Source organism: Paractinoplanes durhamensis (assembly GCF_016862175.1).
Classification (GTDB): domain Bacteria; phylum Actinomycetota; class Actinomycetes; order Mycobacteriales; family Micromonosporaceae; genus Actinoplanes; species Actinoplanes durhamensis.
Genome location: NZ_BOML01000053.1, coordinates 61,580 through 85,723, shown reverse-complemented (window position 1 = coordinate 85,723; position 24,144 = coordinate 61,580). Strand labels below are relative to the sequence as shown.

Annotated in this window: 22 protein-coding genes and 2 tRNA genes; 13 read left to right on the top strand and 11 right to left on the bottom strand. The window is 68.5% G+C overall.

What is annotated here, in order from left to right; translation table 11 throughout:
* Positions 1-359 precede the first annotated feature (359 nt).
* The 5 genes from dnaA (at position 360) to Adu01nite_RS33110 (ending at position 7,076) form a co-directional block, all read left to right on the top strand.
* Positions 360-2,162: a chromosomal replication initiator protein DnaA gene (dnaA, locus tag Adu01nite_RS33130; RefSeq protein WP_203732864.1), complete on the top strand. Its 1,803-nt coding sequence runs from the start codon at positions 360-362 to the stop codon at positions 2,160-2,162.
* A gap of 1,015 nt (positions 2,163-3,177) precedes the next feature.
* Complete coding sequence (gene dnaN / locus Adu01nite_RS33125; RefSeq protein WP_203732862.1) at positions 3,178-4,311, top strand: DNA polymerase III subunit beta; 1,134 nt, start codon at positions 3,178-3,180, stop codon at positions 4,309-4,311.
* 39 nt (positions 4,312-4,350) lie between these two features.
* Complete coding sequence (gene gnd, locus Adu01nite_RS33120; RefSeq protein WP_203732860.1) at positions 4,351-5,223, top strand: phosphogluconate dehydrogenase (NAD(+)-dependent, decarboxylating); 873 nt, start codon at positions 4,351-4,353, stop codon at positions 5,221-5,223.
* Between the two features lie 7 nt (positions 5,224-5,230).
* Complete coding sequence (gene recF / locus Adu01nite_RS33115) at positions 5,231-6,361, top strand: DNA replication/repair protein RecF (RefSeq protein WP_203732858.1); 1,131 nt, start codon at positions 5,231-5,233, stop codon at positions 6,359-6,361.
* Between the two features lie 94 nt (positions 6,362-6,455).
* Complete coding sequence (locus Adu01nite_RS33110; RefSeq protein WP_203732906.1) at positions 6,456-7,076, top strand: DciA family protein; 621 nt, start codon at positions 6,456-6,458, stop codon at positions 7,074-7,076.
* Between the two features lie 29 nt (positions 7,077-7,105).
* On the opposite strand, the gene Adu01nite_RS33105 is transcribed toward Adu01nite_RS33110, so the two are convergent.
* Positions 7,106-7,672: a hypothetical protein gene (locus tag Adu01nite_RS33105; RefSeq protein WP_203732856.1), complete on the bottom strand. Its 567-nt coding sequence runs from the start codon at positions 7,670-7,672 to the stop codon at positions 7,106-7,108.
* A gap of 536 nt (positions 7,673-8,208) precedes the next feature.
* Between Adu01nite_RS33105 and gyrB the strand changes: the two genes are divergently transcribed.
* The 6 genes from gyrB to Adu01nite_RS33080 all read left to right on the top strand — a co-directional run bounded on the left by gyrB (position 8,209) and on the right by Adu01nite_RS33080 (position 14,290).
* The gene (gene gyrB, locus Adu01nite_RS33100) at positions 8,209-10,161 is read left to right on the top strand and encodes a DNA topoisomerase (ATP-hydrolyzing) subunit B (protein WP_203732854.1); all 1,953 of its coding nucleotides are present in this window, start codon (positions 8,209-8,211) and stop codon (positions 10,159-10,161) included.
* A 139-nt stretch (positions 10,162-10,300) separates the two neighbouring features.
* Entirely contained in the window at positions 10,301-12,814 is a 2,514-nt protein-coding gene (gene gyrA / locus Adu01nite_RS33095) for a DNA gyrase subunit A (protein WP_203732852.1), read from the top strand.
* Positions 12,815-12,817: 3 nt separating this feature from the next.
* The gene (locus Adu01nite_RS33090; protein WP_203732850.1) at positions 12,818-13,711 is read left to right on the top strand and encodes a DUF3566 domain-containing protein; all 894 of its coding nucleotides are present in this window, start codon (positions 12,818-12,820) and stop codon (positions 13,709-13,711) included.
* Positions 13,712-13,783: 72 nt separating this feature from the next.
* Positions 13,784-13,857, top strand: a tRNA-Ile gene (locus Adu01nite_RS33085).
* Between the two features lie 215 nt (positions 13,858-14,072).
* Positions 14,073-14,201: a DLW-39 family protein gene (locus tag Adu01nite_RS48085; RefSeq protein WP_239132872.1), complete on the top strand. Its 129-nt coding sequence runs from the start codon at positions 14,073-14,075 to the stop codon at positions 14,199-14,201.
* Between the two features lie 16 nt (positions 14,202-14,217).
* A tRNA-Ala gene (locus Adu01nite_RS33080) sits at positions 14,218-14,290 on the top strand.
* A gap of 63 nt (positions 14,291-14,353) precedes the next feature.
* Here Adu01nite_RS33080 and Adu01nite_RS33075 read toward each other — a convergent pair.
* From Adu01nite_RS33075 to Adu01nite_RS33050, 6 genes are all read right to left on the bottom strand, one after another.
* Positions 14,354-15,337: a 3-oxoacyl-ACP synthase III family protein gene (locus tag Adu01nite_RS33075; protein ID WP_203732848.1), complete on the bottom strand. Its 984-nt coding sequence runs from the start codon at positions 15,335-15,337 to the stop codon at positions 14,354-14,356.
* A 270-nt stretch (positions 15,338-15,607) separates the two neighbouring features.
* On the bottom strand, positions 15,608-16,006 hold the full coding sequence (locus tag Adu01nite_RS33070; protein ID WP_203732846.1) for an NUDIX domain-containing protein: 399 nt from the start codon (positions 16,004-16,006) through the stop codon (positions 15,608-15,610).
* A gap of 161 nt (positions 16,007-16,167) precedes the next feature.
* Positions 16,168-17,484: a class I SAM-dependent methyltransferase gene (locus tag Adu01nite_RS33065; protein WP_239132871.1), complete on the bottom strand. Its 1,317-nt coding sequence runs from the start codon at positions 17,482-17,484 to the stop codon at positions 16,168-16,170.
* 139 nt (positions 17,485-17,623) lie between these two features.
* Positions 17,624-18,160, bottom strand: a complete 537-nt coding sequence (locus tag Adu01nite_RS33060; RefSeq protein WP_203732902.1) for a helix-turn-helix domain-containing protein — start codon at positions 18,158-18,160, stop codon at positions 17,624-17,626.
* A 53-nt stretch (positions 18,161-18,213) separates the two neighbouring features.
* Positions 18,214-18,885 (bottom strand): DUF6461 domain-containing protein, encoded by a 672-nt coding sequence (locus Adu01nite_RS33055; protein WP_203732844.1) that lies wholly within the window; start codon positions 18,883-18,885, stop codon positions 18,214-18,216.
* 28 nt (positions 18,886-18,913) lie between these two features.
* Entirely contained in the window at positions 18,914-19,342 is a 429-nt protein-coding gene (locus Adu01nite_RS33050; protein WP_203732842.1) for a hypothetical protein, read from the bottom strand.
* 126 nt (positions 19,343-19,468) lie between these two features.
* Here Adu01nite_RS33050 and Adu01nite_RS33045 point away from each other — a divergent pair, with 126 nt between their 5' ends.
* Complete coding sequence (locus tag Adu01nite_RS33045) at positions 19,469-20,227, top strand: SDR family oxidoreductase (protein ID WP_239132870.1); 759 nt, start codon at positions 19,469-19,471, stop codon at positions 20,225-20,227.
* Between the two features lie 18 nt (positions 20,228-20,245).
* Positions 20,246-20,794, top strand: coding sequence for a YbaK/EbsC family protein (locus tag Adu01nite_RS33040; protein WP_203732898.1), 549 nt, complete (start codon positions 20,246-20,248; stop codon positions 20,792-20,794).
* 28 nt (positions 20,795-20,822) lie between these two features.
* On the opposite strand, the gene Adu01nite_RS33035 is transcribed toward Adu01nite_RS33040, so the two are convergent.
* The 4 genes from Adu01nite_RS33035 to Adu01nite_RS33020 are packed head-to-tail and all read right to left on the bottom strand — an operon-like array spanning position 20,823 to position 24,076.
* Entirely contained in the window at positions 20,823-21,464 is a 642-nt protein-coding gene (locus tag Adu01nite_RS33035; RefSeq protein WP_203732840.1) for a DsbA family oxidoreductase, read from the bottom strand.
* A 9-nt stretch (positions 21,465-21,473) separates the two neighbouring features.
* A complete protein-coding gene (locus Adu01nite_RS33030) occupies positions 21,474-21,902 on the bottom strand; it encodes a SufE family protein (RefSeq protein ID WP_203732839.1) in 429 nt (142 codons plus the stop codon).
* Positions 21,903-21,925: 23 nt separating this feature from the next.
* Positions 21,926-22,318, bottom strand: a complete 393-nt coding sequence (locus Adu01nite_RS33025) for a CBS domain-containing protein (protein ID WP_203732836.1) — start codon at positions 22,316-22,318, stop codon at positions 21,926-21,928.
* 24 nt (positions 22,319-22,342) lie between these two features.
* Entirely contained in the window at positions 22,343-24,076 is a 1,734-nt protein-coding gene (locus Adu01nite_RS33020) for a proline--tRNA ligase (RefSeq protein ID WP_203732834.1), read from the bottom strand.
* Positions 24,077-24,144: the final 68 nt, after the last annotated feature.

The following is a 24,144-nucleotide window of genomic DNA, read 5'->3' as shown; positions in this document are numbered from 1 at the left end:
TCGGCAACCTCGCTGTTAGCGTGCCCGTTTGCTGGTCATCAGCGCTCTGTGCATACCACGACGTACCGGAGCAAAACCGGACAAGCAGGTGAATCGTTCGGCACGGTGAGCCTGTTTCATCCGTGCCGTTCCAGGCTCCGGGAAGTCTTACCGACCGTCCGGCCGGGGTGCGACCGCCAACGAGTGCACAGGTTGTGGATAACCTGTGGACAACCGGTGGCGCCGAGCGTGCTCAGCACGTTAAATGTGGTGCTGGATTGGGGGGAACCGTCGAGCGCCCGAATGGGGCGACGGCGGAGTAAAGGCGGTAAGCCGGACAAGGTCCACCGGGGGTCGGTGGCGATGGGGGTGGCGCGGCGGTGGCCGATCAGGCTGACCTGAGCGGTGTGTGGAAGGCGACGCTCGACGAGCTGGCCGACGAGATCTCGTCGCCCCAGCAGCGCGCCTACCTGCAGCTGACCAAGCTGCGCGCCATCGTCGAGGACACCGCGCTGCTGGCCGTTCCGGACGCCTTCACCCGCGACGTGATCGAGTCCCGGCTGCGCCCCGCGATCACCGAGGCGCTGAGCCGCCGGCTCAACCGGCCGATACAGGTCGCCGTCACCGTGAAGCCCCCGGAGGACGGCACCGGTCTGCCCGGCACCGTCTACGGCACCCCGGTCGAGCAGCCCACCGAGGAGCCGCAGCCCCGGCACTACGCCGAGCCCCAGCAGCGCCAGCCGGAGCAGATCCCGGCATACGGCCACGACCCGTACGCCGACAACCAGCGACCCGGTCCCCCCGGCTACCGCAACGTGCCCGCCGCCCGCGGTGGCCAGGAAGCGCTCTTCGCCGACCCGGGCCCGCCGCCGCAGCAACAGCAACTCCATCACTCGGCGCCGATGCAGGCGATGCCGCCGACGGAGCAGATGCAGCCGGCGCCCCAGGGCCGCGGTCCCGCACCGGACAACGATCAGAACCAGACCGCGCCCCACCATCGGATGACATCCGACTCGCAGATGCGCGACAACTCGCGCCGCCCGGACGATCGGCCGACCCTGGTCGACGACGCGCTGCCGATGCGCGGCGACAACGGACCCGGCCGGGTCCCGCACGACATCCGGCCGTCCAGCAATCCGCGCGGCACGAACGATGGAAATCGGCTCAACCCGAAGTACATGTTCGAGACGTTCGTCATCGGCTCGTCCAACCGGTTCGCGCACGCCGCCGCGGTCGCCGTCGCCGAATCCCCGGCGAAGGCCTACAACCCGCTGTTCATCTACGGCAGCTCCGGTCTGGGCAAAACGCACCTGCTGCACGCGATCGGTCACTACGCGACGACCCTCGGGCACGCGCGATCAGTCCGATACGTGTCCACTGAGGAATTCACCAACGACTTCATCAACAGCCTGCGCGACGACAAGACCCAGGCGTTCCAGCGGCGCTACCGCGACGTCGACATCCTGCTGATCGACGACATCCAGTTCCTGGAAAACCGCGAGCGCACCCAGGAAGAGTTCTTCCACACCTTCAACACGCTGCACAACGCCAACAAGCAGATCGTCATCAGTTCCGACCGCAGCCCGCGGCAACTGGCCACGTTGGAAGATCGCATGCGGACCCGTTTCGAATGGGGTCTGCTCGCCGACATCCAGCCGCCCGACCTGGAGACGCGCATCGCGATCCTCCAGAAGAAGGCCGCCCAGGAACGGATGTACGCCCCCGACGACGTCCTCGAATTCATCGCGAGCCGGGTCTCCAACTCGATCCGCGAGCTCGAGGGCGCCCTCATTCGGGTGACAGCTTTCGCCAGCCTGACCCGATCGCCGGTCCAGCTTTCACTGGCCGAAGAGGTCCTGCGCGACTTCATGCCGGACGGTGCCGGCCCCGAGATCACCGCCGACCAGATCATGGTCTCCACCGCCGACTATTTCGGCGTGAGCCTGGAGGACCTGCGCGGCCATTCCCGCAGCCGGGTTCTGGTCAATGCCCGGCAGGTCGCGATGTACCTCTGCCGCGAGCTGACCGATCTCTCGCTGCCCCGGATCGGCCAGGCCTTCGGCGGCCGCGACCACACCACCGTCATGCACGCGGACCGCAAGATCCGCCAGCACATGGCCGAGCGGCGCTCGCTCTACAACCAGATCGCCGAGCTGACCAACCGCATCAAACAGAACACCTAAACCCTCTTAGGGGTACGCGCCGGCCGGTCCACAACCGCACCGTCGCGGCACCCGCCTGCGCACATCGGGCCAGGCGTCGCCGCATGCCCCGGTGCAGCCGCTCCGGGCGGTGCGGGCCGGCACGCTGCTGTCGCTCCCCGGTCGACCGACACGAGCCCAGTCCGGGCCGACGGTCCACACCCGGGAGCATCGGCCGACGAGGCCGCTTCCCGACGCGTACGGAAATAGATCGGGCCAATCGTGTCGCGAAAGTTACCCACAGGGCCCGTCACCCGAAGGTGTCCGGTTTTGGGGTTTTCCATACCTTTTCCCACAGCCTGTGTATAACTCTCGGCCCGCCCCGCGAGTGCCTCCTCGGAACGCCGGCCGACCCAAATCCACGCTCAGCGCCGGATGTCAACGTCGGGACGCAACCGTGTCGTGCCAACGTTATCCACACTAATTCACAGAGTTCACAGCCCTTTATCCCCAGCGGTGGACAACTCTCGGCGGCGTTCCGCACAGCTGTGGATAAGACCTGGGGAAATCGATGTGGACAGACACGGACAGTTGTCGGGCTACCCACACCCTGTGGACGAGTGTGGATTTCCTGTTGAAGGTTCTGGGGACGACGAGCCGGTAGCGTCCCAACGTTGTCCACAGTCCGGGGGACAAACCCGGTGGATAACCGGTGGATAGCCGGTGGACAACGGTGGACAACCGGAGTCGGCTCGACGACTGTGGACGAAGACCGGGCTTTGTACCCTGGTTTCCCACATGTGAATCACCGGTGGATAACCCGCTGACCAGCACGGACGTGAGTTCTCCACACTGTGCACAGGCCCTATGACTACGACTAGAAGTTTTTTCTAAGAGAACAAAAATCAATCAACGGCGTTGGGGAAGTTGTGGATGAGCCGCTGGCGGCTTGTCGCAAACCGCACCGGCAGGCCCGGGGAGGCACCGGCTTGCCACGCGCCCTAAAGTTCGTGGGGGTCCACGCCCCCGACATAAGAAAGCGACGCGGAGGACAAGCATGAAGTTCCGGGTGGAGCGAGACGCACTCGCCGACGCCGTGGCCTGGACGGCTAAGAGCCTGCCCAGTCGTCCCTCGGTGCCCGTCCTCGCCGGCGTCATGCTGCGAGTCACCGACGGCCGACTGCAGGTGTCCGGCTTCGACTACGAAGTTTCCAGCCAGGTCAGTGTGGAAGTGCAGGCCGACGCCGACGGCGCCGCCCTGGTCTCCGGCCGACTGCTCGCCGAGATCACCAAGGCACTGCCGGCCAAGCCGGTCGACATCGCCGCGGTCGGTGCGCATCTCGAGCTGGTGTGCGGCAGCGCGCGGTTCACGCTGCCGACGATGCCGGTGGAGGATTACCCGTCGCTGCCGGAGATGCCGTCCAGTGCCGGCACGGTCGACGCCGCCGGCTTCGCGGCCGCCGTCGCTCAGGTGGCCATCGCCGCCGGCCGGGACGAGACGCTGCCGATGATGACCGGTGTCCGGATCGAGCTGAACGGCTCGTCGATGGCGATGCTCGCCACCGACCGCTACCGCCTGGCCATGCGCGAGATGGAGTGGAACCCCGACGACCCGGACATCAGCCTCAACTCGCTGGTTCCGGCGAAGACGCTGAACGACACGGCCAAGACGCTCGGCCCGCTCGGCGGCTCGGTCACGCTCGCCCTCTCGCAGGGCAACGCCGGGGAAGGCATGATCGGCTTCGCCGGCGGCACCCGGCGCACCACCAGTCGCCTGCTCGACGGCGCCAATTACCCGCCGGTCCGCTCGCTGTTCCCGGCGAGCCACAATGCCGAGGCCAGGGTCGGTGTCGCCGCCCTCGTCGAGGTGGTCCGCCGGGTCGCCCTGGTGGCCGAGCGCACCACCCCGGTCCTGCTGAGTTTCAGCGAGGACGGTCTGGTCGTCGAGGCCGGTGGGACGGAGGAGGCGCGGGCCAGCGAGGCGATGGAGGCCAACTTCACCGGTGAGGCGCTGACCATCGGCTTCAACCCGCAGTACCTGATCGACGGACTGCAGAACCTCGGCGCCCCCAATGCGCTGCTGTCGTTCGTCGATGCGTTCAAGCCCGCTGTGATTTCGCCCGCAACCGAAAACGGCGAAATCGTGCCCGGTTACCGCTATCTGATCATGCCGATCCGGGTAACTCGCTGATACTGAGGCTGAGGGAAACGCACATCTAGGGGGAACACCATGCAGCTTGGCCTTATCGGTCTCGGCCGGATGGGCGGCAACATGGCCGACCGTATCCGCGCTGCGGGGCACGAGGTGGTCGGATTCGACCACCACCCGGACAAGCGGGACGTCAGCTCTCTTGCCGAGCTCGTCGAGAAGCTCGCCGCTCCGCGAGTGGTCTGGACCATGGTCCCGGCCGGCGATATCACCGAAAGCACCATCGACCAGCTCAGCGAGCTCCTCGCCGAGGGCGACCTGATCATCGACGGCGGAAACTCCAAGTTCACCGACGACCGCCCGCGGTCCGAGCGCCTGGCTGCCAAGGGCATCGGGTACCTGGACTGCGGTGTCTCCGGCGGCGTCTGGGGCAGCCAGAACGGCTACGCCCTGATGGTCGGCGGCACCGAGGCGGACGTCGCCAAGGCGATGCCGATCTTCGAGGCGCTGAAGCCGGCCGGCGAGTTCGGCTTCGTGCACGCCGGCCCGGTCGGCGCCGGTCACTACACCAAGATGGTCCACAACGGCATCGAGTACGGCATGATGCAGGCCTTCGCCGAGGGCTGGGAGCTGCTCGAGGCATCCGAGTACGTGGACAACGTGCCCGGCGCGTTCAAGAGCTGGCGGGAGGGCAGTGTGGTCAAGTCCTGGCTGCTCGACCTCTTCGACCGGGCCCTCGACGGCGACCCCGAGCTGGGCAAGCTCAAGGGCTACGCCGAGGACACCGGCGAGGGCCGGTGGACCGTCGACGAGGCCGTCCGCCTGGCGGTGCCGCTGCACGTCATCGCCGCGTCGCTGTTCACCCGTTTCGAGTCGCGTCAGCCCGACTCGCCGGCCATGAAGGCTGTTGCCGCACTGCGCCAGCAGTTCGGCGGACACGCCGTCGTCAGCTGAAGTAGACGTGTACGTTCGCCGGGTCGAGTTGACCGACTTCCGTTCCTACGAGCGGGTGGCGGTCGATCTCGACCCGGGCGTGTCGGTGCTGGTCGGCCAGAACGGCATGGGCAAGACCAACCTGATCGAGGCACTCGGTTACGTGGCCACTCTGGACAGTCATCGGGTGGCCACCGATGCGCCGCTGGTCCGGGCCGGTGCCACCTCGGCCGTGATCAGGTGCGCGGTCGTCCACGAAGGACGGGAGCTGCTCGTCGAGTTGGAGATCGTTCCCGGCAAGGCGAACCGCGCCCGGCTCAACCGCTCGCCGGTGCGCCGGCCCCGTGAGGTGCTCGGCGCCCTGCGGATGGTTCTCTTCGCTCCCGAGGATCTGGAGCTGGTCCGCGGCGATCCGTCCGCCCGCCGGCGCTACCTCGACGACCTGCTGGTCGCCCGGCAACCCCGCTTCGCCGGGGTGCGTGCCGACTACGACCGGGTGATCAAACAACGCAACGCCCTTCTGCGTACGGCGTACCTGACCCGCAAGGTCGGCGGCACCCGTGGCCAGGACCTCTCCACCCTGGAGGTCTGGGATCAGCACCTCGCCCATCATGGCGCCGAGCTGCTGGCCGGCCGGCTGGAGCTGGTCGCCGCCCTCGGCCCGCACCTGACCAAGGCCTACGACGCGGTGGCGGCGAGCCGCTCGGCCGCCTCGATCGCGTACGCGTCCGGCCTGGGCGACACGCTCGTGCCGGACCGCCCGGCCCTGCAGGAAGCGCTGCTCGCCGCCCTGCTGGAGAAGCGGACCGCGGAGACCGAGCGTGGCGTGACCCTGGTCGGCCCGCACCGCGACGACCTCACCCTGGCGCTGGGCGACCTGCCCGCCAAGGGCTACGCGAGCCACGGCGAGTCCTGGTCGTTCGCGCTGGCGCTGCGCCTGGCCGCGTACGACCTGCTGCGCTCGGACGGCATCGAGCCGGTGCTGGTGCTCGACGACGTCTTCGCCGAGCTCGACGGCGGCCGCCGGGACCGGCTGGCCGCCCTGGTCGCGGACGCCGGGCAGCTGCTGGTGACCTGCGCGGTTCCGGAGGACGTGCCGGCCGCGCTGCGCGGTGCCCGGTTCGACGTGACCACCGGGACGGTGACCAGTGCCGCGTGACGACGACGACCGCTACGACCCGACGGCCGAGCGGTTCTTCCCGCAGGGCGACTTTCCACAGGCTCATCCACACGACTTCCCGGACGAGGGCCCGATGGTCGAGAAGCGCCCGGCCCAGCGACGTGGATCTCCTGGCTCCGCTGCGACGTCGGCGGGGCCGGAGGCAGGTTCCTCCCCCAAGGAGGCCGGTTCCGGGCCGCAGGAGGCCGCTGAGGGTGCTTCCGGGCCGGATCTGGCGCGGGCGGTGCTCGACGCGGCGCTGGCCAAGCGGCGGGCGGCGGCCGCGGCCCCGCGCCGGCGCGGGGCGGGTTCCGGCGACGGGCGACGCCTGCGCGGCTATTCCGGCCCCGGTCCGGACCCTCGTGACCCGCAGCCGTTCGGCGCGATGCTGGAGCGGCTGATGAAGGCGCGCGGCTGGGAGAAGCCGAAGGCTGAGGCGACCGTGTTCGGCGCGTGGGAGAAGGTCGTCGGCGCCGACATCGCCAAGCACAGCCGGCCGGTGAAGCTGGACGCCGGCGTGCTGACGGTGGAGGCCGAGTCGACGGCGTGGGCGACCCAGCTGCGGATGCTGGCCGCGAAGCTGCTGCGCAGCATCGCGCAGGAGGTCGGCCACAACGTGGTCACCAAGCTGAACATCCACGGCCCGGCGGCGCCGTCGTGGAGCAAGGGCCCGCGCCGGGTGCAGGGGCGGGGGCCCCGCGATACGTACGGGTGACCGACCGGTCGCCCGGTTTGGGCGTTTGCTCAGTAATCGGCGAAAACGGCAAAACCCCGATCGGCGCACCGGCGGTAGAAGCCGGCCAGGATCGCCAGCTCGGATCGGGCGAAGCTCCAGTGCGGCGCGTTACCGGCGTCGTCGCGCAGCGCCGCGAGCCTGTTTTCCAGCCAGCGCAGCTGCTGCTCGGCCAGCCGGCCCTGGGTGATCGCCATCCGCATCACCTCGGCCACGCTGTCGAAGGTGACCAGATCGCCGAACTTCTCGTGCCCCTCGACGAACCGCTCCAGGCCGCCGGCGATCCACGCGCAGCCGTCCGGATCGATCACCGGGTCCTCGTCCTCGGCGGCCGCGTCGGTCGCGTAGAGCACCCCGTCCAGGCCCAGGAGCAGGTCGACCAGCTCGGTGTACGCGGTTGCCCGCACCGTGCCGGTCTTGGCGATGTGCAGCGCCAACGCGCCGGTCGGCGCGGCGATCTCGGGGGCGTCGGCGACAGCCCCGAAGTCGACGAATTCGGCAGGCGCCACCGGGTCGTAGTACTGGTTCGTCCGGGGCCAGTGCACCGCGACGTTATCCAGCCCCTTGTCATGCGCCATGGGGGCCATCCCTCCTCGACCTGCCTCGCGGCTGTCCGGCCACGCACCGTCCCCGACACGGGGACCCGCGCGGGCGAGATTACGACACCAACGCCCGGTGTTGTGAGGCAGTGTCGCAGCGCGTTGCTGCTCTTGCTCGCAGGCGCGCGGTGGTGATCCGCAGCCGGATCAGTTGCCGTTGCGGTGGGCCCCTCTTCCGTGTAGGGGGAGACGTAGGTAGCGGCTCCGATCGCGCTACGGCAATCTGAGGCACCCGGACGGGGTGCCGGACCCTCATGAACTCGCTTCAGCGGAGTAGAATCGCCCGGGACCGGGAAAACTCGCACGGGCGATGCACGTCGTCACGCTACGCGGTTTTTCCAGCCGATCACGATCCGCGGGCCAGCCGCGGCGACCGGCGAGCACGGTTCCACCGGTGGTCCGCTTCTCCTCGCGGTTCTCATCTGTGGTCCACCCTGCCCGCCGGCCGTCCGTCGCTTACCCGCCAACCCCGTTGCGGGGCCCTCACGGGGCTCGGCGCGAGAAAGTGGCCGAGGGTGGCAGAGAACAAGCAGGAATACGGTGCCGATTCAATCACCGTGCTCGAAGGCCTCGAAGCAGTCCGCAAGCGTCCTGGTATGTACATCGGTTCCACCGGTGAGCGCGGTCTCCACCACCTGGTGTGGGAGGTTGTGGACAACGCCGTGGACGAGGCGCTGGCCGGTTACTGCGACACCATCGATGTGGTCCTGCTCGCCGACGGTGGCGTCTCGGTCACCGACAACGGCCGCGGTTTCCCGGTCGACCTCCACCCCAAGCTGAAGAAGCCCGGCGTCGAGGTGGCACTGACCGTGCTGCACGCCGGCGGCAAGTTCGACGGCAAGGCGTACGCGGTCTCCGGCGGCCTGCACGGCGTCGGTGTCTCCGTGGTCAACGCCCTCTCCACCCGGATGGCCGTCGAGATCCACAAGTCCGGCAACGTCTACCGGCAGAAGTACAACGCCTCCAAGCCCGGGCCGCTGGAGAAGGGCGAGCCGACCGACAAGACCGGCTCCACCGTGCAGTTCTGGCCGGACCCGACGATCTTCGAGACGGTCGTCTTCGACTGGCAGACGATCTACCGCCGCATCCAGGAGATGGCCTTCCTCAACAAGAGGCTGACCATCCACCTGCGCGACGAGCGTCCCGACCAGGTCGACGACGAGGGCAAGCCGCGCGCGGTCACGTTCATGTATGAGAACGGCATCGCCGACTTCGTCCGGCACCTCAACAACACGAAGACCCCGATCCACAAGACGGTGATCGGCTTCGAGTCGGAGTCGCCGGAGGAGGGCATGGCCCTCGAGATCGCGATGCAGTGGAACGAGTCGTACGGCGAGTCGGTCTACACCTTCGCCAACACGATCAACACGCACGAGGGTGGCACCCACGAGGAGGGCTTCCGCGCCGCGCTGACCGGCATCGTCAACCGGTACGGCGCCGAGAAGAAGTTCCTCAAGAGCGACGAGAAGCTCTCCGGCGAGGACATCCGGGAGGGTCTCGCCGCGATCATCTCGGTGAAGCTGGCCAACCCGCAGTTCGAGGGCCAGACCAAGACGAAGCTCGGCAACACCGACATGAAGAGCTTCGTGCAGAAGATCGCCAACGAGCAGATCGCCGACTGGTTCGACCGCAACCCGGCCGACGCCAAGATGATCATCACGAAGGCGTCGCAGGCGGCCCGGGCCCGGATCGCCGCGCAGCAGGCCCGCAAGCTGGCCCGCCGCAAGTCGCTGCTGGAGTCCGGCTCGATGCCGGGCAAGCTGGCCGACTGCCAGTCCACCGACCCGCGCGAGTCGGAGCTGTTCATCGTCGAGGGTGACTCGGCCGGCGGCTCGGCCAAGCAGGGCCGCAACAGCCGGATCCAGGCGATCCTGCCGATCCGCGGCAAGATCCTCAACGTGGAGAAGGCCCGGATCGACCGGGTCCTGAAAAACAACGAGGTCCAGTCGCTGATCACCGCGCTGGGGACCGGCATCCACGAGGACTTCGATGTCGCCAAGCTGCGCTATCACAAGATCGTGCTGATGGCCGACGCCGACGTCGACGGCCAGCACATCCAGACGCTGCTGCTCACCCTGCTGTTCCGCTTCATGCGGCCGCTGGTCGAGCTGGGCCACGTCTACCTGGCCGCGCCGCCGCTCTACAAGATCAAGTGGAACAAGCGGGGTGACGACGCGCAGTACGCCTACTCCGACCGGGAGCGGGATGGGCTGATCGCGCTGCGCCAGCAGAAGAAGGCGAACGCCAAGCCCGACGACATCCAGCGGTTCAAGGGTCTCGGCGAGATGAACTTCCACGAGCTGTGGGACACGACGATGGACCCGGCGACGCGCACGCTGCGTCAGGTGACGCTCGACGACGCTGCCACGGCGGACGAGTTGTTCAGCGTCTTGATGGGTGAGGACGTCGAAGCGCGGCGTTCGTTCATCCAGCGCAACGCCAAGGACGTCCGCTTCCTGGACATCTGACGGAGGTGCGACGGACAGCGGAGGTGTCCGTTGTCCGTCGCACTATCCACAGCGTCCACCCACTTTCCACAGTGTTATCCACAGCAAGATGCGTACTTTCGTAGTGCTTGTCTGGTTTCACCTTGAGTAAGGGTTAACAGTGACTGACACTCCCGAACCGCCCGCCGGCGACGAATCTCCCCAGGAGACCGGCGGTGGCGTGACCGAGCGAGTCGAGCCCGTCGGCCTCGAAGTCGAGATGCAGCGGTCGTACCTCGACTACGCGATGAGCGTGATCGTGGGCCGAGCGCTGCCCGACGTCCGGGACGGCCTGAAGCCGGTTCACCGCAAGATTCTTTATGCGATGTACGACTCCGGCTTCCGTCCCGACCGGGGGTACGTGAAGTGCGCTCGCGTGGTCGGCGACGTGATGGGCAACTACCACCCGCACGGCGACTCGTCGATCTACGACGCTCTCGTCCGGATGGGTCAGCCCTGGTCGCTGCGCTACCCGCTGATCGACGGCAACGGCAACTTCGGTTCGCCGGGTAACGACCCGCCGGCCGCCATGCGGTACACGGAGTCGAAGCTGTCGCCGCTGGCGATGGAGATGCTGCGGGACATCGACGAAGACACCGTCGACATGCAGGACAACTACGACGGGCGTACGCAAGAGCCGACGATCCTGCCGGCCCGCTTCCCCAACCTGCTGGTCAACGGCTCCGAGGGCATCGCCGTCGGCATGGCCACCAAGATCCCGCCGCACAACCTGCGCGAGGTCGCCGGGGCAGTGCAGTGGTATCTGGATCACCCCGAGGCGGACGAGGCCACCACGCTCGAAGCGGCGCTGGAGATCGTCAAGGGCCCCGACTTCCCGACTCGCGGCCTGATCGTCGGTCAGCAGGCGATCCAGGACGCCTACCGCACCGGTCGTGGTTCGATCCGGATGCGCGCGGTCGTCGAGGTCGAGGAGGATGCCCGCGGCCGGCCGTGCCTGGTCGTCACCGAACTGCCCTACCAGGTCAACCCGGACAACCTGGCCGAGCGGGTGGCCGAGCTGGTCAAGGAAGGCAAGCTCACCGGCATCGCGGACATCCGGGACGAGTCCTCCGGTCGTACCGGAATGCGCTTGATCCTGGTCTTGAAGCGCGACGCCGTCGCGAAGGTCGTGCTGAACAACCTGTACAAGCACACCCAGCTGCAGGAGACGTTCGGCGCCAACATGCTGGCGCTGGTCGACGGCGTGCCCCGCACGCTCAACCTGGCGCAGTTCATCCGGCACTACGTCGACCACCAGATCGACGTCATCCGCCGGCGCACCGCCTACCGCCTGCGTAAGGCCGAGGAGCGGGCGCACATCCTGCGCGGCCTGGTCAAGGCCCTCGACATGCTCGACGAGGTGATCGCCCTGATCCGGCGCTCGCCCACCGTCGAGGACTCGCGGCAGGGCCTCATGCAGCTGCTCGACGTCGACGAGATCCAGGCCGGCGCGATCCTCGACATGCAGCTGCGGCGCCTCGCGGCCCTCGAGCGGCAGAAGATCATCGATGAGCTCGCGAAGATCGAGATCGAGATCGCCGACCTCAAGGACATCCTGGCCAAGCCGGAGCGGCAGCGCGCGATCATCTCCGAGGAACTCGCCGAGATCGTGACGAAGTTCGGCGATGACCGGAAAACGCAGATCATCCCGTTTGACGGCGAGGTCTCCATGGAGGACCTCATCGCGCGGGAAGACGTTGTGGTGACCATCACACGTACCGGTTACGCGAAGCGCACGAAGGTCGATCTCTACCGGTCGCAGAAGCGCGGCGGCAAGGGCGTCAGCGGCGCCACGCTGCGGCAGGACGACATCGTCTCGCACTTCTTCGTCATCTCGACCCACGACTGGATGCTGTTCTTCACCAACAAGGGCCGGGTCTACCGGGCGAAAGCCTACGAACTTCCCGAGGCCGCCCGAGTAGCCAAGGGCCAGCACGTCGCCAACCTGCTGGCCTTCCAGCCGGACGAGCACATTGCCCAGGTCATTCAGATCCCCGATTACGGCGTGGCACCGTACCTTGTGCTCGCCACCAAGAATGGGCTCGTGAAGAAGACCCGGCTCGAGGAATTTGACTCCAACCGCAGCGGTGGCATCATCGCCATCAACCTGCGGGAGGATGACGAGTTGGTGGGCGCGGCGCTGGCGGCATCGGAGAACGATCTTCTGCTCGTCTCCAAGAAAGCCCAGGCCATCCGCTTCAACGCGACCGACGAGGCGCTGCGGCCGATGGGCCGGGCCACCTCCGGCGTGATCGGCATGCGGTTCGGTGACAACGATGAGCTTCTTGCGATGGAAGTTGTTCGTGAGGGCATGGATGTGTTGGTCGCCACCGACGGTGGGTATGCAAAGCGCACGCCGATCGAGGAGTATCCGGTGCAGGGCCGGGGCGGCAAGGGCGTCCTGACCGCGAAGATCACCGAGCGTCGGGGTGGTTTAGTGGGCGCTCTGGTGATCAGCCCGGAGGATGAACTATTTGCCATCACCAGCAATGGTGGTGTCATCCGGACTCCCGTGAAGCCTGTACGGCGCACACGGGATCGGAACACAATGGGGGTCAAGCTGATGGACCTCCCTGAAGGTGTAACCATCGTGGCGCTTGCTCGCAATGCCGACGAGCCTGACGAACAGGACTAGTTGATGCCGGAGACACAGGCGAAGTCGGGGGGCTCGGGGGGCTCAGCGACGCCGGACGGGGCGGCCAAGAAAGACGGCGCCGCCGCGAACGGGCGCGATGCCGCGGGGCGCACCGCGGTCCCCGCCGAAGCGTCGTCCCCGCCGAAGTTCACTCGGGCGCCGGGCATGACCCCGCCCCCGAGCGAGCCGCCGGCCGACGGTGACGGAACGTCCGACGGGAAGCGCCCCGGCGGCCCCTCCGTGGCCAAGGGCTCCGCGACCGTGCCCGTCGTCACCAAGGGCAAGGGCACCCTGCCGGGCGCGGCGCCACAGGCGCGTCCGGCCGCGGCACCGCCGACGGCGCCACAGCGCCCGGCCGGCCCGCCGCAGGGGGCGCCCAACCAGCCCGGCAGCAGCACCGGCGCGACCAAACGGCCCGGCGGTCCCGGCTCCACCACCGGCAGCGCAGCTGTCGGTGCGGCCCGGGTCACCGAAGCCGTCCGGTCCGCCCGGTCCACGGTCACCGGAGCGGCCGCGCGCGGCCCGCGCCGGGCCCGGCTGAACCTCAAGCGGATCGACCCCTGGTCCGTCATGAAGTTCTCGTTCGCCGTCTCCGTGGTGCTGTTCATCGTCGTGGTCGTCGCCACCTCGGTGCTCTACCTGGCCCTCGACGCCATGGGCGTCTGGACCGAGGTGAACAACAGCCTCAAGGAGCTGGTCAGCGCCAGCGGCGGCACCGACGGAGCGGCCAGCGGCGGCTTCCGGATCACCGCCTGGGGCGTGATCGGCACGTCGATGCTGATCGGCGCGGTCAACGTGGTCCTGTTCACCGCGCTCGCCACGCTCGGAGCGTTCATCTACAACGTGTGTGCCGACCTCGTCGGCGGGGTCGAGTTGACCCTCGCGGAGCGGGACTGACAAGACGCGTCGGCTGTAGGCCACCCCGTTTTGGTGGCCTACAGCAAGTGCGGTAATCTTCTCGGGTCGCACGGGGCTATAGCTCAGTCGGTTAGAGCGCAGAGCTGATAACTCTGAGGTCGATGGTTCGATTCCATCTAGCCCCACGGCTGACGGGGTCCCCTGCCCGCGGAAAGCGCGGGCGGGGGTCACCCGTCATATCTTTTCCGGGGGCCGAGCCCCCGGAAGCCCCGCGGTGCGGTGGTTGCTCTGGGCGGGTCTGGTTCCGGTTGGTTTGTTGCTTCCGGTTTCTTCCGCCCTTGTGTACGCCCTCCGTGGCACACGATCAGCAACACTGCCGTTGTCTGTTTGGGGAGTCAGCATGCTTAAGAAGCTTCTGATTGTTGCTGGGATCGTGGGGGCCGCTGCCCTCGTCATCAAGAAGGTCAAGGCGTCCAGCGATGAGCGTGCCCTTTGGCACGAGGCGACCACGGCGCCTGACCTGCGATAATTTTGGTTCGGCAAGCGGGGCCTTAGCTCAACTGGCAGAGCACCGCCTTTGCAAGGCGGGGGTTAGGGGTTCAAGTCCCCTAGGCTCCACATTTCATACGAAACAGCCCCAGGCCGCTGCCTGGGGCTGTTTTTGGTTCTAGCTCTTGGCTTTTAGCTCCAGCGGAGTAGGGCTGTTCCCATGGACATGCCGCCTCCGAAGCCGGCCAGCAGGACCAGGTCGCCTCGCTTCAGGGCTCCGCTGGCGTTTGCGGCGTCCAGCGTCACTGGGACTGAGGCGCTTCCCACGTTGCCGTACTGCTGCAGGGTCAAGTGGGTCTGGGCGTTTTCGAAGCCTGCTGCTGCCACCAAGTCCTGGAGCATGATGCCGTTTGCCTGGTGGGGGACGAAGTGGTCTACGTCCGACGCCTTTACCTCGGCCCGGGTCAGCAGGGCCTCCAGGGCCGGCGGGACCTCGGCGGCTACGAAGTCGCGTACGCCTCGGCCGTTCATTCGGAAGTAGTGGTCGCCGTCTGCGACCGTGTCTGCCGTTGCTGGGAGGCGGCTTCCGCCTGCTTTTACGTAGATCAGGTCGCTTGACTCGCCCTGGGACGCCAGGTCCAGGGCCAGGATGCCATCGCCCTCGGGGACGGCTCCTACTACTGCTGCGCCGGCTCCGTCGCCGAACAGCACTGCTGTCCGGCGGTCGGAGAAGTCCAGGATTCGCGAGTAGATGTCGGAGGCGATTACCAGGACGAGTGCGCCTGGGTTTGTGGCCACCAAACCGTTTGCGACGCTCAGGGCGAATACGAAGCCGGAGCAGACTGCGTTTACGTCCATGCAGGCTGCTCGGTCGGCGCCTATCAGGTTTTGGACCAAGTTTGAGGTTGGGGGCTGGGGGGAGTCGCCGGTCGAAGTGGAGACGACGATGAAGTCGATCTCGGCGGCTGCCACGCCTGCCTTTTTCAACGCTGCCTTGGCCGCCTGGGCCGCCAGGTCTGAGGTTGCCTGGTGGGGAGCGGCGAAACGGCGGGCCTCGATCAAGGTCTTCCGGGCCACCCACTCGGGGTCGGCATCCGGCACCAGGGCGTTGAGGTCCACATTGGTTACTACTCGATCCGGTACGTATGAGCCGGTTCCGAGGATTCCTACCGCCACCTGTGCCCCCACCTTTGTTCCGTCCCGAGCCTTGTTCCGTCGCGGGAACGCGAAGCTTCGCACATAAGCTACGGACAGTTATGGGACCGGGGGCGGGGCCGAGCGGGCCGAGTCCGTGCCGGTTCGGTCGGGAAAAGGTCGGACCGACCGAGGGTGAAGCGACTACCGGACGCTTTGGGGTCGACTGGACGGCTGATTCGGTCCAGCGGACTCCTGGGTGTCACAAACGAGTGGGACGCTCGCCGGCCCTCGGGCGGGGCTCGCCGGTTGTCAGGTGGGCAGGACCACGATCAAGGGTGGGATCGGGACGCCGTGGGAGGACTCGGTCGGGAGCTCGGGGGCCGGGAGCCAGTCGAGGCCCAAGGGCTCGGGGCCGATGCCGTCGTCGGGGCCGGGGCGGGGCTCACCGTCGACCACCGTGACCGAGTAGACCGAGGTCATGCCGGACGGGTACGGCATTTCCAGGACATAACGGGCCTTGCTGACGATAAGGCCGGTTTCCTCGAAGACCTCGCGACGCAAGGCCTCCTCGGTGGTCTCACCCGGCTCCACCCCACCACCCGGCAGGGTCCACCACTCACCGCCGCCGGATCTTCGGCTTCGCTCGTGCACCATCAGGACTCGGCCGTCACGCACGATCACGGCGGCGGCCCGTTTTCGTTCGCTCACGAGTCGCAGGCTAACCGGATGAAAGCTTTGCCGCTCAAGGGCTGTGGATAACTTCCGGAGCTATCGGGTGCTAAGCGGCAACTCACCGACCGAAATGGACACTCGGGGATGAGCCGTGATGCCCCATCGGGGCAGGTGACGGGGCACCACGGCGGTTCGGGTCAGGCCGCGAAACCCGCGCGTGTGGCGGGCATCTCACTGTCGCCGTTGCGGTGTGTCTTCACGGCCAGCACCTGATTGATCCCGATATGGCCGCGCTCGAACGCCAGCGCCGAGGCGGCCATGTAGAGCCGCCACACCCGTGCCCGGCCGGGGCTGGTCAGGCGGACCGCGGTGGACCAGTCCGACTCGAGGTTCGCCACCCACGCACGCAGCGTCGTCGCGTAGTGCTCACGGAGCGCGTGCACGTCGCGTACCTCGAAACCGGCCTCCTCCAGCAGCGTGACCGTCGTACCCACCGGGGCCAGCTCGCCGTCCGGGAAGACGTACGCGTCGATGAAGGAACGCTGCTGATGGGCCGCCTTCGGCGGCAGATGCAGCCGGGAGATCTGGTGGTTGAGCAGGCGGCCGCCCGGCTTGAGCTGGGCGTGCAGGATCTCCGCGTACGCCCGGTAGGGCCCGGTGCCGACGTGCTCGGCCATCCCGACACTGGAGATCGCGTCGAACGGGCCGTCGTCCAGGTCGCGGTAGTCCTGGATGCGGATCTCCACCTGGTCGGTGAGGCCGGCCTCGGCCACCTGCTTGCGGGCGTACTCGGCCTGTTCGGTGGAGAGCGTGATGCCCAGCACCTGCACGCCGTAGTTGCGGGCGGCGTGCACCGCGAGGCTCCCCCAGCCGCACCCGACGTCGAGCAGGCGCATGCCGGGTTTGAGATCAAGCTTGCGGCAGATCAGGTCGAGCTTGTCCCGCTGCGCGTCGGCGAGGCGGTAACCCGGCGCGTCGGCGAGGCGGTAGCCGGGCTCGTCGGACGCCCAGTAGGCGCAGGAGTAGACCATGCTCTCGCCGAGCACGATCCGGTAGAAGTCGTTGCCCACGTCGTAGTGCTGGCTGACCGCCTGCCGGTCGCGGAGTTTGCTGTGCCGCGAGCCGGTGACCTGCATCTCCTCCGGCGGCGGCTTGGGCTGGGTGCCGAGCACGCCGAGCCGCAGCAGGTCGCCGGCGACGGTGTGGAACGGCAGATCCTTGATGTCGGGCGACTTCCACAGCAGGCCGGCGAGGCGGTTGAGGGCGTCGTAGAGGTCGCCCTCCAGATCGATCTCGCCGGCTATGAACGCGCGGGCCAGGCCCAGCTCGTTCGGCTGCCACAGGATGCGGCGCATGGCCCGCTTGGTGCGGATGATCAAGGTGGGTGCGTCGGCGGGGCCGGCTGTGGAGCCGTCCCAGGCCCGGATCCGCACTGGTATCGGCACCTGCAGCACGGCCTCGAGAAGCTCGGCCAGCTTGGTCGCGGTGGTGCGGTGGGGGGTGATGATGGTCAATGGAACCTCCCGGGGGCGCAGCCAGTCGTCGCTGCGACTTCGCGAGATCGCAGAGGCGGCGGCCGGGGTTGAACGGATCCACTATCTGCCCGCGACGGCGAGTTCCATAAGGTGCTTTTATAAATTTGTGATCGACGACTCACACTGCGCGCAGGACGCGTTCCAGCTTCTCCGGCGGCATCGGCCGGGCCTGGTCCTGCCGGCTCTCGGCCAGGGCGGTGAGCACCGTGCGACGCTCCACCTCGGACAGGATGCCGGTGAACGGGGACGTGTTGCGGAGGTCGACCGCGTACTCGGAAGAGGAGGTCAGCGCGTCCAGCACCGCCTCGTGGCCGCTCTCCAGGACCACCTGCCAGCGGTCCAGCCACTCCCAGGCGCGGCCCTCCGGGTGCAAGCGGCGCAGTCGGCGCAGGTTGATCGTGGCCGCGGCCAGCAGCGCATCCGGGTTCGACACGAACTTGCCGGCGATCGCCTGGTGCAGCCAGAGTTGCTCGAGTTGCTGGCGGGAGAGCGCGGGCCGGATCAGCGCCTCCACGTCGGCTCGCCGCACACGATGCTGCGTGCCGAGGGTCACGTAGGGCAACAGGCCCCGCGAGCACAGGTCGACGACGTGTTGCCGCGAGGATCGCAGCAGGATCGCGGCCTCGCCGATGCTCAGCAGCTCGGAAGTGCGCATCGTCACGGGTGAATGTTGGCGGCACGGGTGGTGCCGCTGCAACAACCGAACGGCTATTGATTCTTTCGTGACCCGGGCCGGACGCGAGTGAGCAGGTAGGTGCGCGTGATCAGCAGCAACTTGGTCATCTCCTCGCCGGTGAGTCGCTCGGCCAGCGCGAACGCCGCCGCCATCGAAGTGTCCGCGTCGATCCCGGGCGCGAAGCCGGCCGCCGCCATCTCGGTGGTCACCGTGGCCGGCGCGATCGGGTCGAAGTCCAGCACCACCGCACCGTCGGACACCTGCAGAAACCGGCCGTGCCCGTCGGCGCCGCGCTGATGCGCGATCACCGTGGTGCCGGCCGACAGCGGCCGCACGATCTCGTCGGTGACGCCGAGGTCGCCGTTGTCCTCGACGATCAGCGACCAGTCGTCGACCCGGGCGATGCCCACAAAATACTGGAACGACGGTGGCTGCTGGCCGTCACCCGACCCGACCAGCTGCTCCCAGCTGATCCGCTCCAGCTCCTTGCCGTCCAGCCGCTTGATCACCTGCTGCGGGACGAGACCGCGCACCCAGGTGAAGCAGTAGCCCTCGCCGAAGTCGGGCGCCATCGTGAACCACCGGTAGTCGTCGGCGACCGCGTTCCGCGCGGTGGCGGCGACGGCCGGCCTGCCGGTGCTGCGCGAGGTGCAGGCACCGAGCGCACCGGTCGCGAGGAGGAGGGCGAAAGATCGACGGCGCACGGCGACAGTAGATCAAACGTCGACAAGCTCAAGCAGCGTGATGCGCCGGGACGGACTCCGGCTGCGGCTCCGCGGGGTGCGGCAGCGGAGTGACCGCGGCGGCGGTGCGGGGCAGGGCGGCGATCGCCCGCCTGCGCTCGGTGACGAAATAAACACAGCTTCCGGCGTACGCCGCGGCAAGCACCCCGCCGACCGCGCGCACCGGCACCGGCCCGGCCTCGAGAATCGTCAGGATCAGCGCGGCCTCCGCCCAGCACCCGAGCAGGATCGCGTTGATCGTGTCGGTGCGGGCCCACTGCCGGGTCATCCGGCGGGCCTGGCGACGGATCTCGACCAGCAGCGAGTGACCCATGCCGATGGCGAGCAGGCCGAGAAGGACCGTCGCGAAGACCGAATGTGCACCGCCGGCCACGGCCGCGACCGCGGTGCCCCCGGCCAGCAGCGCGAGACCGCTCACGGTCCCGATGCGCGCACTACGACGTTCCTCCACAACCTCTGAATGTCGGCAAGATCGGGCCGGGGCTGAGGATCCCGGGTGATCGAAACCACGTCACGATCCGGCTGCGCCGATCGTCCGATTGGCATGAGCGAGAACATGACGGTGCTGGTCACCGGAGCGAGCGGCACGCTGGGGTCGGCGGTGGTCCCGCGGCTGCAGAAGCAGGGGTACGCGGTGCGGCCGATGACCCGGTCGGCGCGGACCGGTTGGGTGACGGCCGACCTGCGGACCGGGGACGGGCTGGAGGAGGCGGTGCGCGGGGTGGCCGTGATCGTGCACCTGGCGTCGTCGCCGGGCCGGCCGCAGCAGACCGACGTCGAGGGCACTCGGCGGCTGGTGGCGGCGGCCCGGACGGCCGGGGTCGAGCACTTCCTGTATGTCTCGATCAACGGCATCGATCGGGTCCCGTACCGCTACTACCAGGCGAAGCTGGACACCGAGGCGGTCGTGAAGGCGAGCGGGATCCCCTGCACGATCCTGCGGGCCGCCCAGTTCCACGATTTCGCCGAGATGCTGCTGTCCGGGCTGAGCAGGCTGGGCCCGGTGCTCATCGACGGGAAGTGGCAGCTGCAGACGGTGGCGATCGAGGACGTGGCCGACCGCATCGCCGAGTTGATCGCCCGACCGGCGACCGGCGAGACCACCGAGTACGCCGGACCGCAGGTGCTGACCTTCGAGGAGCTGGCCCGTTCCTGGCTCGCGGCGAAGGGCAGCAAGCGGCCGGTCTGGCAGGTCCGCCTGCCCGGAAGAATGGCCCGGGCGATCCGGGACGGAGCCCAGACCACGGCGGCGATCCCGGCCGGAACCCGCACGTGGCGGGACTACCTGGCCGCCAAGTATTGAGCGAGGATGGCGGGCGTGATGGGAACCCTGCAGCTCGAGCCCGCCCAGTCCCGCCCCGACCTGCTCGCCCCGCCGGTGGCCAAGGCCGTCGCGGTGTGGCCGGTCGAGGCGCCGATCGACGGCGACCATGTGCTGGTCGCCCCGATCGATGCCGGCCTGGCCGACACCGCCGCGTTCTGCGAGGCGTACGGGGTGGGCCTGGACGTCTCGGCGAACTGCGTGATCGTGGCCGGCAAGCGCGACGGCGAGACCAGGTACGCGGCCTGCATCGTCCTCGCCACCACCCGGGCCGACGTGAACGGCGCGGTTCGCCGCCACCTCGACGTGCGCAAGTGCAGCTTCGCCCCGATGGACGAGGCGGTCCGCCTGACCGGCATGGAGTACGGCGGCATCACCCCGATCGGCCTGCCCGCCGAGTGGCCGATCCTGGTCGACAGCCGGGTCGTCGCGACCCCGCACGTGATCGTCGGTTCCGGCGTGCGGCACAGCAAGATCGCCGTGGCCGGCCCGGCGCTCGGCGCCCTGCCCGGCGCGGTTGTCATCGAGGGCCTCGCCAAACCCGTCTAAGGTCGTCGATGATGTTCCACGTGAAACCTCATTGACCGATGTCGACGGCTTCCCGTCGGGCGACCTCCTCCAGGGCGGTGCGCAGGGTGGCCGCTTCCTGGGCGCCCTGCACCGCGTACTTCCCGTCGATCACGAAGGTCGGGACGCTGGTGATGCCGAGCTCGCGAGCCTCGGCAAGGTCGGTCTGCACCGCGCCGGTGCCGGCCTCGGACTCGAGGTAGGTCAGGGCGGCCGCGCCGTCCAGGCCGATCGAGGCGGCGACCCCGGCGAGCGCGGACCTCGAACCCAGGTCGACACCGTCGGCGAAGTGCGCCCGCTGCAACGCGTCGAGCATGGCGGCCTGCCGGTCCTGGCCGGCCGCCCAGGCGATCAGCCGGTGGCTGTCGAACGTGTTGGCCGCGATCGCCCGGTCGAAGTCGAGCCGCAGGCCGTCGCCGGCCGCGACCGAGGTGACGTGCGCGAACATCTCCTCGGCCCGCTCCCAACCGCCGAGCTTGGCGGCGAGCGCGTGCTTGATCGGCATCGGCTGCGGCACCGCCGTCGGGTCCAGCTGGTACGCGCGGAACGTCACGGTCACGTCGCCGGGGAATTCGGCGATGGCCGTCTCCAGCCGCTTCTTGCCGAGGTAGCACCACGGGCAGATGACGTCGGACCAGACCTGAATATCCACGACGACCCCCTAGGCAGACTGCGCGGCGACCTGGCGCTTGAGCCGGGCGAGGATCGCCGACCCGCCGCGGATGCGCAGCGGGCTGATCGCCTGGGCCAGGCCCATCCGGGCATAGAGATCATCCGGAACCGCGATGATCTCGGCCGCCGTCGCGCCCGCCAGGCCCTCGGCCAGGATGCCGGCGAAGGCCCGGGTGGTGGGCGCCTCCGGCGGGCAGTCGAACCAGACCTCCACCGTCTCGTCCGGCCGGACCGTCGCCTTCAGGAAGAACTGGGTCTGGCACTCCGGCACCTGTTCCATGCCGTCGTGCCCGGCCAGATCGGCGGGCAGCGGCGGCATGGCGTCGGCGAACTCGAGAAGCATCTCCAGCACGAGCTCGCGGGGTGCCGAGGCGAACTCGTCGACGATCTCGGCCAGCTTCGGGGGCATGTCGCTCACCCCGTCGACGATACCCAGCCGTTTCAGGCGGGGGTCGCGGTCGGCAGGAGGGCGACGTCACTCAGGCTGATGATGCCGACGACGTTGCGGTCGGAGTCGCAGACCAGCAGGCGGCGGACCCCGCGCTCGCGCATGGCCTGCACCGCCTCCTCCACAGTGGCCGACTGCTCCACCATGATCAGCTCGTGCGAGGTGATCGAGCCGAGCGTCGTCTGCGTCGGGATCCGGTTTTCGGCGATCGCCCGGATCACGATGTCGCGGTCGGTGACCAGACCCACCATGGTCGGCCCGCTCGTCACCACCACATCGCCGATGCCCTGGTCGCGCATCGCCTGCGCGGCCTCGTCGAGCGTCGTAGCCTCCGGCAGGTAGACCACCTGCCGGGTCATCACATCAGCGACCGAGACCTTCGCCATGGTGCACCTCCCGTGTGGATTGAGTTACCCGAGTGCATCCGTGATTACACGCTGAATGTCCGCGATCGGCACGTCGCCGCGCTCGCCGGTACGCCGGTTGCGGAATTCCACCATCCCCTCGCCCAGCCGGCGGCCCACCACGACCGCGCGGGCGATACCGATCAGCTCGGCATCGGTGAACTTCACCCCGGCGGACAGCTGCGGCCGGTCGTCGACCAGCACTCGCAGACCGGCCTCGACCAGCGTCCGGGCCAGCTCCAGGGCGGCCTCGACCTGGCCGTCCTTGCCGGCCGCGACGATGTGCACGTCGGCCGGGGCGACCTCGTCCGGCCAGAGCAGACCACGGTCGTCGTGGTGCTGCTCGGCGATCGCCGCGACCGCGCGGGAGACCCCGATCCCGTACGAGCCCATGGTCGGGCGGACCGGCTTTCCGTCCGCACCCAGCACGTCGACCTTGAACGCGTCGGTGTAACGGCGGCCCAGCTGGAAGATGTGCCCGATCTCGATGCCGCGCCGGATGGTCAGGCTGCCGGCGCCGCAGGACGGGCACGGGTCGCCGGCGCGCACCTCGGCCGCCTCGATCGTGCCGTCCGGGGTGAAGTCGCGCCCGGCCACCACGTCGACCGCGTGCCGGCCGGGCTCGTTCGCGCCGGTCAGCCAGGCCGTGCCGGGGGCGACCCGAGGGTCGGCCAGGTAGCGCACCTTGATGTCCTGCGGGCCGATGTAGCCCTTGACCAGGTCGGGCCGGGAATCGAAGTCGTCGAAGAGGGCAGCGGTGGCCGGGGCGAGCGCGGCGTCGAGGCGCTTCAGGTCCACCTCGCGGTCGCCGGGCACGCCGATCACCAGCAGCTCGTCGTCCCGGCCCGGGTGCCGGACGGTGACCACCACGTTCTTCAGCGTGTCGGCGGCCGTCCAGTCGGTGCGCCCGCCGAGCTGCCGGGTGTTGGCCAGGTCGACCAGCGAGGCGATGGTCGGGGTCTCCGGGGTGTCGTGCACCGACAGCGACCCGGCCGGGATCGCCCTGGCGGCCGGGGCCGGGGTGGTCACGGCTTCCGTGTTGGCCGCGTACGAGCAGGTCGTGCACCCGACGAAGGTGTCCTCGCCCACCTCGGCCTCGGCCAGGAACTCCTCCGAGGCGGAGCCGCCCATCGCCCCCGACATCGCCGAGACGATCGTGTGGGACAGCCCGATCCGGTCGAAGACACGCTGGTAGGCCGCGCGGACCTCGGCGTACACCTCGGTCAGGCCCTCGTCGGTGAGGGTGAACGAATACGCGTCCTTCATCAGGAACTCGCGGCCGCGCAGCAGGCCGGCCCGTGGCCGTGCCTCGTCCCGGAACTTCGTCTGCACCTGGAAGAGCACCAGCGGGAAATCGCGGTAGGAGCTGGTCATGTCCTGCACGAGCAGGGTGAACATCTCCTCGTGGGTGGGCGCGAGAAGGTAGTCGGCACCGCGCCGGTCCTGCAGCGTGAAGATGTCGTCGCCGTACTCCGTCCAGCGGTTGCTCACCTCGTACGGTTCGCGGGGCAGCAGTGCCGGGAACGCGACCTCCTGGCCGCCGATGCCGGTCATCTCCTCCCGGACCACCGCGGTGATCCGGTCGAGGACGAGCTTGCCGAGCGGGAGCCACGTGTAACCGCCGGGGGCCGCACGGCGGACATAACCGGCGCGCAGCAGCAGCCGATGACTCGGCACCTCCGCCTCGGCCGGCTCCTCACGCAGGGTCTTCAGAAGCAACGTGGACATTCGCAGGAGCATGCGGAGCAGCGTAGAGAGCGAGTGCGACATAAGCACCCAATATTCGGAGTGTCGCCATCGTCACTCTG

Bases quoted from the DNA above. Each gene is read 5' to 3' on its own strand.
- Adu01nite_RS33090 (WP_203732850.1), top strand. From the start codon at position 12,818: ATGCCGGAGACACAGGCGAAGTCGGGGGGCTCGGGGGGCTCAGCGACG.
- Adu01nite_RS33105 (WP_203732856.1), bottom strand. From the start codon at position 7,672: ATGGCGCATGACAAGGGGCTGGATAACGTCGCGGTGCACTGGCCCCGG.
- Adu01nite_RS33020 (WP_203732834.1), bottom strand. From the start codon at position 24,076: ATGCTCCTGCGAATGTCCACGTTGCTTCTGAAGACCCTGCGTGAGGAG.
- Adu01nite_RS33040 (WP_203732898.1), top strand. From the start codon at position 20,246: ATGGGAACCCTGCAGCTCGAGCCCGCCCAGTCCCGCCCCGACCTGCTC.
- Adu01nite_RS33110 (WP_203732906.1), top strand. From the start codon at position 6,456: ATGGTCGAGAAGCGCCCGGCCCAGCGACGTGGATCTCCTGGCTCCGCT.
- gnd (WP_203732860.1), top strand. From the start codon at position 4,351: ATGCAGCTTGGCCTTATCGGTCTCGGCCGGATGGGCGGCAACATGGCC.
- Adu01nite_RS33045 (WP_239132870.1), top strand. From the start codon at position 19,469: ATGAGCGAGAACATGACGGTGCTGGTCACCGGAGCGAGCGGCACGCTG.
- dnaN (WP_203732862.1), top strand. From the start codon at position 3,178: ATGAAGTTCCGGGTGGAGCGAGACGCACTCGCCGACGCCGTGGCCTGG.
- Adu01nite_RS33025 (WP_203732836.1), bottom strand. From the start codon at position 22,318: ATGGCGAAGGTCTCGGTCGCTGATGTGATGACCCGGCAGGTGGTCTAC.
- Adu01nite_RS33060 (WP_203732902.1), bottom strand. From the start codon at position 18,160: ATGCGCACTTCCGAGCTGCTGAGCATCGGCGAGGCCGCGATCCTGCTG.
- Adu01nite_RS48085 (WP_239132872.1), top strand. From the start codon at position 14,073: ATGCTTAAGAAGCTTCTGATTGTTGCTGGGATCGTGGGGGCCGCTGCC.